The sequence below is a fragment of the Neobacillus drentensis genome (assembly GCF_036962765.1).
In the GTDB taxonomy this organism is placed as follows: Bacteria; Bacillota; Bacilli; order Bacillales; family Cytobacillaceae; genus Neobacillus; species Neobacillus drentensis_C.
In genome coordinates this window covers 1-9,161 of sequence record NZ_JBALOS010000164.1, presented here as the reverse complement: position 1 = coordinate 9,161, position 9,161 = coordinate 1, and the positions used below count along the sequence as shown (strand labels likewise).

Sequence of the window (9,161 nt, the reverse complement as noted above, 5' to 3'; positions counted from 1 at the left end):
CTTTTACGAAAAACAACAAGAAATGCGAAAATAGCCTCTTTTAATGGATATCTTTCTTCTTAAAACGGCCACCGCGAACTTCCGATATATCACCGATCGCTAAAAATGCAGACGGATCTATATCCTGAACAATTGTGTTTAACTTAGACTCTTCCAACCTCGTAATAATACTGAAGATGACCTTCTTACTATCACCAGTGAATGCACCTTGCCCTTTAATGTATGTTACTCCCCTTCCAAGCCTAGCATTTATGGCATTTCCAATCTCTTCTGCTTCATCACTTATAATCCAAACAGATTTTGATTCTTCTAAGCCGGCTACAACTGTATCAATCGCCTTCGATGCAATAACATAAGCCAACAAGGAATACATGGCGCGATCCCAGCTAAATACAAAACCAGCAGCTCCTAAAATAAAAATATTAATGAACATGATAATTTGTCCAACCGAAAACGGGACTTTTTTCGTGATCAAAAGTGCCAGTATTTCTGTTCCGTCCAGCGCGCCGCCATTACGGATGACTACACCAACACCAATTCCTAGAATCATCCCTCCAAAAACGGTTGCCAGAAGAATGTCGTCGGTAAATGCGGGAATGGGGTGAAAAAATGAAGTAAAAATCGATAAAACGATAATTCCGTACACAGTCGAAATAGCAAAGGTTTTTCCCATCTGCTTATATCCCATATAAACAAATGGTAAGTTTAAAATGAGGATGAAGAGCCCTAATTTCCAGCCAGTTATATGTGCAAGCATGATGGAAATACCTGTAATTCCTCCATCAATAACATGGTTTGGAACGAGAAATATTTCTAACCCGGTTGCCATAAGAATAGCTCCAATAGTGATGGCGATTGCCCTGAGAATAATCTTTCTGAGTGGTAACTTCCGGTGTTGAATTTTTTCTTGAGTAAGTTCTGTCACATAATCACTTCTTTCCGTAAAATTTAGCCATTCATTATTTNNGATGAACTTAAGTTCATCTTTGTTATCACTTACTTGGATTAATCTCCCCAATTTCTCCAAAAAAATAGCTAAAATCCAATTGATTTTAGCAACTGTTACTCATTTATTCACCTTCTGTTGCTCGTTCAATAATAATATCTTCAATAACCCGATGTTTACTTAACTGACCTGTGTGGATAATTTGCTGACCTAACGTTTGTCTCTTCTTGACCATTTGGTCCACTTCCTTTAAAAGCAGACCAGAAAATAATAAATAAGGAATAACAATTACTTTACCGGCAGTATCTTTAGAAATGGTCTCTAGACCTTCTTTAAGCCTTGGCTCAGTTGCTGCTAAAAAGCAAACCGCAACATTCTTTATTCCAAGTCGATCACTAATTCCCTTGGTTATCGCAGTGAATGCTGTGTGAATGCTCTTGTCACTACTTCCCCTTCCGACAATTAAGATCGAATCATGTGCTGATAAATCAACAACTGTTTTCCTAACCAGCTCCGCAATCCCATCGAGAATCTTCCCATGAACACCAAAAGGATCTCTGATATTAACGTTAATAGTTGGAAACCTCTTGCAAAGAGAAGAAAGAGCTTGTGGAATATCTTCTTTAATATGACCTGCAGCCAATAAAAATAAAGGAACGACAGTAATCTCTGTCGCTCCTTTATCCACACAGTGCAGAAAGCCCTCTTCAATACCTGGCTTGGTCAACTCGAGAAAACAGATTTCCTGAATTTCCACATTTATTCGATCCATCACTCTATGTATAAAAGATTTGGCTTCTTCAGCGCCCTCTTTTGACCTTGTCCCATGACCAATGTACAGAATTGCTTTCACCCGCACTGCTCCTTCCTTGCTTGTCTATCATATTTTTACCATTAATGAGAGTATCATACTTCTCATCAAAAGCGAAGGAACCACCGCTTATTTGAGAATGTTTTTCTCTCTCAAATAAGCAAAGACTTGGTCCACTGCCTCTTCTACTGTTACTTGATCAGAGTTAATAGTGATTTCCGGTTGCTCAGGTGCTTCATAAGGTGAGTCGATACCTGTAAAATCCTTTATCTCACCACGGCGTGCTTTCGCATAAAGCTGCTTTGGATCGCGACGTTCACATTCTTCAATCGGACAATTTATGAACACTTCAATAAATTCACTGTCTTCAAACAAAGCGCGCACTTGATCACGATCAGAACGGAATGGAGAAATAAAGGCGGTTGTCACTACTTTTCCACTATCGACAAACAATTTAGCCACTTCACCAATTCTTCTGATATTTTCTGTTCGGTCATAATCGGAAAAACCAAGATCCTTATTTAAACCGTGACGAATATTGTCCCCATCAAGAACATACTCACTGATTCCCTGGCGGAATAGTTCGTGTGATACAGCATTGGCGATGGTTGATTTACCAGACCCTGAGAGTCCAGTAAACCAAAGAGCACAGCTTCCATGCCCATTTTTTTCGCGCCGATTTTCTTTTGAAATAGATGTTTCATGCCATGTAATATTTGTTGGTTTAGCCATAGTTCTTTTTCCTCCTACACGGATGCTGTTTCTTTCATTCCTTCGATTAGGACTTCTACAACCTCTTTACGGCTAAAGGTGGATGGAGGCAGCACGCCTGAACGAAGCATCTCTCTTACCTTTGTACCAGAAAGGATTACTCTGTCTTCCTTGCTATGCGGGCAAGTTTTATCAGAAGCCATTCCTTCACATTTAGTGCAATAGAAGCTATGTTCAAAGAACAATGGCTTAATACCAAGCTCTTCTTCAGTAAAATTACTAAAAATGTACTGTGCATCGTATGTTCCGTAATAGTTGCCAACTCCGGCATGGTCACGGCCGACAATGAAATGAGTGCAGCCGAAATTCTTCCGGGCAAGCGCATGGAAAATCGCTTCCCTTGGACCTGCATATCTCATTGCTGCTGGATATACACCTAACTGGACACGCTCGCTTGGATAATAATTATCAAGTAACACACGATAGCTTTTTAGACGAACCTCTGCAGGGACATCATCTGACTTTGTTTCCCCAACAAGCGGGTTTACAAACAAGCCATCAACTGTCTCAAGGGCAGCTTTTTGGATGTATTCATGTGCACGATGAATTGGATTCCTAGTTTGGAAGCCTACAACTGTCTTCCAGCCCTTTTCTTCGAAAATGGCCCGAGTTTCCTTTGGCTCAAACCATACATCACCGAATACTCCTTTTTCTGATTTCTTTACTAACACGATTTCACCCGCCACATAGACAGGACCTCTTTCATAAAGTCGCTTTACACCTGGGTGAGCAAGTTCTTCTGTTTTATAGACTTCAAGTGCTTCCTTGTCTAAATCAGGTTCATACCATTCTGAAACTTTAATGACTCCATAAACCACATTTTTGTGAGTAAGTTTGATTTCTTCTCCAACAACAAGTGTTTCAGCTACTTGATAAGAAACTGGGAGTGTTACTGGAATCGACCAAATCGTATTGTCTGCTAAGCGCATATTGTTCACAACGGATTCATAATCTGCTTTTCCAAGAAACCCTTTTAAAGGACTAAACAGGCCAATTCCGATTAATTCAAGGTCACTTAAGGCAATCGCATCAATTTCCAATTCTCTTGCTACAGATGATAGATCGTAATTAGGGTCAAACGCTTGGATAAGTTCTCCTCCATGAGGCTTTGGTAAGTATGACATGTTTATCAACCTTTCTTTTGAAGTTTTCATTTATTTGTTTCCTTCGGATGGCTCTTCTTTACTTAGAGTGCAATCCGCATTCCGTTTTACTGCTGCCTGACCAACGTCCTTCACGGGAGTCACCATTTGTTCCAACCGCTTGTGTACAAGGGAAACAGCCTATACTTGGATAGTTTTGGTCATGCAATTGGTTATATGGAAGGTCCTTTTCCCTGATGTATTCCCAAACCTCATCCCAAGTCCAGTGAATGAGGGGACAGATTTTTATATTTTGAAATTTATCATCCTTATTGATGAATTGAGTATCCTTCCTCGTTGGAGACTGCTCCCTGCGAAGACCTGAAATCCATGCGTCTTTTGGGGTTAATGCCTCGCGTAAAGGAATGACTTTCCTGATTTGACAGCACTGATTAGGTTCCCTTTTCCATAATGCCGAACCGTACTCCGCTGCTTGCTGGTCTAAGGTCAATTTTGGTGTTTTTCTCTCAATTTGTAACTCTGGAAAACGCGCCTCAATTTTATCGATTACCTCATACGTTTCAGGAAAGTGAAGGCCTGTATCTAAAAAAACAATCTGAGCATCTTTTTTCACTTGATAAATTAAATCGATTAACACGATGGCTTCTGCACCAAAACTGGAGGCATAGATTATTTTATCTTCAGGATACTGGCTGAATGCCCATTCTAAAACAGAGCGAGCTCCTTTTGTCTTGTCTTGTATGGAAAAAGTATCAGAAATTTGATTCCAATCTTCATACGTCACTGCTTTTGTCATCCCAATGGACCCCCTTCTAAAGTAAGATGGCAGACATTCACCCCGGGTTGGGTGTAGACGGCCTCTAGTTTGTCTAGTCAGCGAATTCTATTTGATTGAAGACGAACTTTTTCATTTTTTTCAATTTGCACGATTTTCCCATCTTGTACTATTAGAGTAATAGAACCATATTTTAATGAATCGAGCATCCGTTCAATATGTTCCTGTATCTCTTGCCAGTCTGAGCTTACCAAATGATTCGCCCCCTAAAAAAAACGCCCATCCATTCAGGAAAGGCATTTAAAACCTTATCTCCCAAAATAAGAATCATTTTGCTGGAATTGGCACCTTGCAATGCAGGTTGCCGTGCTTCATCGGACCAGACCCTCAGCNNTATTAATCCTACCATACACATAGGAATTGTCAAGATGATTTGTTATAATATTTTAAAAAGTGTAAATGAAGAATTCCGTAAGAAATGAACGAGGCAGACATGTTAGATTGTCTGCCTCGTTCTTATTTACTATATTGATTAATTTACGGAATAATCTTTGTTGTTCTTGCTTTTTCTGCTGTTTGTTGAATCCGTTTACTTAATGGTTTTTTTAAGAGGAGAGCTAAAAGTAAGCTCAAAACAATAAAGACAACCATTGCCCTAATATCTTTTAACACTACATCCACGATCATTCCACCGACTGTTTCACGGAGCATACTTACCGCATAGGTAAATGGCATAAAAGGGTTAATGGTTTGAAAAAAAGATGAAGTCAAACTCACTGGAAAGGTAGCACCAGAACTTGAGATTTGTAGCACCAAGAAGATGATTGATAACCCTTTTCCGATATTGCCAAAGACCGAACATAAGGAATAAGTGATAGTGACAAACACCATGCTGATAAAAATACTTAATAGTACAAACCAGAGTTTGTCCACCACATACGTATGAATGAAGAACAAATCTCCAATGGACACAATAGCAGCTTGAAAGATTCCGATGGTAAGAAACGTAAAAAGCCTTCCTAAAAAAAGCTGGTAACCGTTAAAACCAGTATCTGGATTTTCAACATCCACTTTTAGTGAGGCAATTAAAAGTGTCGCTCCTACCCAAAGAGCAAGCAATGTGTAAAACGGAGTCATTGCGGATCCATAGTTCGGAATAGGAAATAACCGCTTTGTTTTTAATAAAATCGGATTAGACAAGAAACTACTTTCCTTTTGCGGATCATGCTTTAGAAATTGGATTAAATTGTACATATTTACACTGCTTTCGAACCTTCTAATTTTATCTGCAGCACTCCTTATTTTCGTCTCAAATCCTGGTAAATCGTTACGAGCAAAGTCCGCTGCTTTGTGGACTGCTTCTACTACAGCAGGGAGCCTTGTTCTAATTAGGTCGGAAGCTTTTCGAATGTCCTCCTCCACTTTTGGCAAATCCGTTCGGGCAAAGTCGGCAGCCTTATGTATTTTTAATTCATAGGTTGGAAAATCATTTTTAAAAAAATCGACTGCTGAATTAATCCCCTTGGTCATTGTGTCCACTTGCTGTTGAAGACCGGCCTGTGTTTCATTTACATTACGACGGATTTTTACTAGTTCCTCGTATATCTGACTAAGCTGACCTTGACTAGTTGTAGTTTCAGTCTCTTCGGCTCCGGCCCCCTTCATTTGATCTAGGGTTTGTTTTATTTCGGTTTCAATTACTGTTAAATTGGTCCCTATACCTGTGATTATATCTTTGCTATTCTGCAATCCTGAAATCTTTTCTTGCAGGACAATCACTTTGTCACCAGTTTCCTTTATTAGCGGCAAACTTGCTTCAACCTTTAAGATACTGTTACCTGCCTGCTGAATCTCTGGTATTCTCTGTTCTAACTCAATAATCTTTTGCCCTTTTTCCTGTATTTCAGGCAACTTTCTCTCAAGTTCAATTGCCTTTATACCCATTTTCTCAATCTCCGGCAGAGCCTTTTCTAATTCAAAAATCTGTTTTTCCACATTATTAATGGATGGTAGTGCTTGTTCCAGTTCAATACCAGCTTTATAAAATCCTTTGAAAATTGCATCGCTTACTGTTTTGATAAAAGCTTGGCTTATTTGAGCGGTTACGCTTGAGGCTCCTGAACTGGCAATTTTCGGAGCTACAGCATTGATCTTTTCATTTACAGCGAACTCGATTTCTGGTTTTTGGGGATTGACCTCAAGAATACTGGACAGCTTCTTCGAAAAATCCTTGGGAATAATGAGATAGGCATAATAACTTCCTTTGTCCACACCACTTTCTGCTTCCTTCCGATTGACAAAGACCCAACCAAGTTGATGATTCCTTCTAAGAATTTTTACGGTATCATTTCCAACATTTATTTTTTTCCCGCGTACCTGCGTTCCTTCATCCTCGTTACTAACAGCCACACGAATCCCTGATGTATTGCCATATGGGTCCCACATTGACTTAATGTTTACCCAAGCATATGCAGAAGGCAGGGCCATAAGTGCCATCACTAAAAACAAGACTGTAGGAACACGACTGATATTTTTCCAATCTGTTATATAAACGTGCCAAACCTTCCCAATCATAATTCCCCCCTTTACAGACATTCTATTTCCATTATCTTTACACTATTTGAAAATTTTGATTCAGGGGACATAAGTATTAGATGAAAGAGGTTCACCAACAAAAAAAACTGCCTGAGAATTTTTCTCAGGCAGTTTTTTATTTAGTAACATCATTGTTATCAACATTATAATTGTATTGCGAACGGTCAACAGGTGTAAAGTTTTCAGGTTTATAGAAGCGTAATAAATCTCCATTCACGACTTTATCTGAAAGCTTTAATTTATATTCGACGCTTTTCTGATCTTTCTTTGCTTCTTCATTTTTGGCTTTATCTAATTTCATTCCCGTTTTGGAATCATAGAATTTACCATCAATAGATGTGATTGTTGAACTTACAAAATCTCCATTTCTAAATGGCACTAAATCATCATGCTGTTTAGATAGTAGGTCGGTTCCAAATTGAACATACTCTTTTGTATCGGTTCCAAGTAAGTGAAGAAGTGTTGGAAGAAGATCGATTTGACCACCGTATTCGTGGTTTACCCCACCTTCCATTCCTGGAACACGAATAAATAATGGTACACGCTGTAATCCACTATTTTCAAATGGTGTAATTTCTTTACCCATTACTTGTGACATTGCTTTATTATGGTTTTCAGAAATTCCATAGTGATCACCATACATGACAATAATGGAACGATCGTATAAACCAGATTTTTTCAGGTAATCAAAGAATTGCTTCAATGCTTCATCCGCATATCGTGCGGTTTGAAAATAACCATCAACAGATTTATCACCGGTTGTACCTGGTGCAATCGTTGCGTCTTCTTCATTAATTGGATACGGATAATGATTTGATACCGTAATAAATTTTGTATAGAAAGGCTCTGGTAAAGATTCCAACAGCGGAATGGATTGCTCATAAAAAGGCTTGTCCTTCAGCCCATACTCAGCTAAGTCTTTAGAATCTATTTGATAGTAGTTTGAATCAAAGAACTTGTTGAAGCCAAATGATTTATAAATTTCATTACGATTCCAGAAGCTTCCTGAATTCCCGTGGAACACTGCTGACGTGTAGCCTTGCTGACCCAAAATGGCAGGTGCAGCCTGATAAGTGTTTAATCCTTTCGTCGTGTAAGCTGAACCTTGAGATAATCCATATAATGAATTTTCCAACATAAATTCAGCATCCGATGTTTTCCCTTGTCCAGTTTGATGGAAGAAGTTATCAAAGTATAGGGTATTTTGATCTTTCGTTAATGAATTTAAAAATGGCGTTACTTCTTCCCCATTCAACTTGTAATTAATAAGGAAGTTTTGCATGGATTCAAGATGTAAATAGATGACATTCATCCCTTTTCCAGCACCATAGTAAGCTGGATTTGGCTCTGCATAATTAGATTTTGTATAGTTAACGACTTCAGTAATATCATCACTGCTCGCCATAACTCTTTGTGCTGATGCTTTCGTACTTTGGACAGCATCATAAATGGTGTAATTGTACATTCCTAAATATTTCACGATATAGTTTCGGTCAAATCCTCTAGTTAATAATTGAGGACGGTCCGTTTCAGCTAAGGCTAAATTCGCACTTGAAATCGCAATGGCCATTGAAAATAGCGCCGCAACTTTCCCACGATTCATGTCGTTTGCTTCTATTTTTACAAAACGAAAAACAAGTAAGGCAATTAACACAATGGTGTCAATGAAGAATAAAAAATCATATGGCTTTAATAATGAAAAGACACTGCTGCTAACATCGCCAAAGTTTTGAGTCTGCGTTAAGGTTGGTAAGGTAATAAAATCACTAAAGAATCGGTAAAATAAGACATTTGCATATAAAAGAAACGATAAAAGAAAATCTATTACAATCAGCCCAATATACTTTTTTCTACCTTTTAAAAAGAAAGCAACGCCTAAGAAAAGTAAAGCAGATCCAAGCGGATTGATAAATAATAGAAACTTCTGAAGAGAATTTTCTATTCCTAAGTTAAATTGCGTTAATTGAACGATATATGTTTTTATCCATAAGAAAAATACTGTCAAAAAGAAAAAGCCAACATATTTATTAAAAATACTTTGACCTCTTTGCAATAAGTTATTCATAATAGCACCTACCTTGAAATCTATGATTATATAATTACAGTCTTTATTTTTAAATGGATGGTATTGCTCCTAATAGACTAACATCTATTGTAACG

General features: G+C 38.2%; 8 protein-coding genes and 1 riboswitch. All 8 genes read right to left on the bottom strand.

Going from position 1 to position 9,161, the window contains the following annotated elements:
- Positions 1–40 precede the first annotated feature (40 nt).
- Entirely contained in the window at positions 41–925 is an 885-nt protein-coding gene (locus tag V7137_RS20015; protein ID WP_335699706.1) for a YitT family protein, read from the bottom strand.
- 145 nt (positions 926–1,070) lie between these two features.
- Positions 1,071–1,799 (bottom strand): sirohydrochlorin chelatase, encoded by a 729-nt coding sequence (locus tag V7137_RS20010; RefSeq protein WP_335699702.1) that lies wholly within the window; start codon positions 1,797–1,799, stop codon positions 1,071–1,073.
- A gap of 87 nt (positions 1,800–1,886) precedes the next feature.
- A complete protein-coding gene (gene cysC, locus V7137_RS20005) occupies positions 1,887–2,489 on the bottom strand; it encodes an adenylyl-sulfate kinase (protein ID WP_335699701.1) in 603 nt (200 codons plus the stop codon).
- A gap of 14 nt (positions 2,490–2,503) precedes the next feature.
- On the bottom strand, positions 2,504–3,652 hold the full coding sequence (sat, locus tag V7137_RS20000) for a sulfate adenylyltransferase (RefSeq protein ID WP_335699705.1): 1,149 nt from the start codon (positions 3,650–3,652) through the stop codon (positions 2,504–2,506).
- Positions 3,653–3,710: 58 nt separating this feature from the next.
- Complete coding sequence (locus V7137_RS19995) at positions 3,711–4,427, bottom strand: phosphoadenylyl-sulfate reductase (protein ID WP_335699700.1); 717 nt, start codon at positions 4,425–4,427, stop codon at positions 3,711–3,713.
- Positions 4,428–4,504: 77 nt separating this feature from the next.
- Positions 4,505–4,660 carry a YezD family protein gene (locus tag V7137_RS19990; RefSeq protein WP_335699699.1) on the bottom strand — a complete coding sequence of 52 codons (156 nt, stop codon included), beginning with the start codon at positions 4,658–4,660 and terminating at the stop codon, positions 4,505–4,507.
- 51 nt (positions 4,661–4,711) lie between these two features.
- Positions 4,712–4,808, bottom strand: a riboswitch (SAM riboswitch).
- Between the two features lie 135 nt (positions 4,809–4,943).
- The gene (locus tag V7137_RS19985; RefSeq protein ID WP_335699698.1) at positions 4,944–6,980 is read right to left on the bottom strand and encodes a YhgE/Pip domain-containing protein; all 2,037 of its coding nucleotides are present in this window, start codon (positions 6,978–6,980) and stop codon (positions 4,944–4,946) included.
- Positions 6,981–7,116: 136 nt separating this feature from the next.
- Positions 7,117–9,066 carry an LTA synthase family protein gene (locus tag V7137_RS19980; protein WP_335699697.1) on the bottom strand — a complete coding sequence of 650 codons (1,950 nt, stop codon included), beginning with the start codon at positions 9,064–9,066 and terminating at the stop codon, positions 7,117–7,119.
- Positions 9,067–9,161 lie beyond the last annotated feature (95 nt).

What these genes read in the sequence shown, in the direction of transcription:
- cysC (WP_335699701.1), bottom strand. Translation starts at nt 2,489, where the DNA reads ATGGCTAAACCAACAAATATTACATGGCATGAAACATCTATTTCAAAA.
- sat (WP_335699705.1), bottom strand. Translation starts at nt 3,652, where the DNA reads ATGTCATACTTACCAAAGCCTCATGGAGGAGAACTTATCCAAGCGTTT.
- V7137_RS19995 (WP_335699700.1), bottom strand. Translation starts at nt 4,427, where the DNA reads ATGACAAAAGCAGTGACGTATGAAGATTGGAATCAAATTTCTGATACT.
- V7137_RS19980 (WP_335699697.1), bottom strand. Translation starts at nt 9,066, where the DNA reads ATGAATAACTTATTGCAAAGAGGTCAAAGTATTTTTAATAAATATGTT.
- V7137_RS19985 (WP_335699698.1), bottom strand. Translation starts at nt 6,980, where the DNA reads ATGATTGGGAAGGTTTGGCACGTTTATATAACAGATTGGAAAAATATC.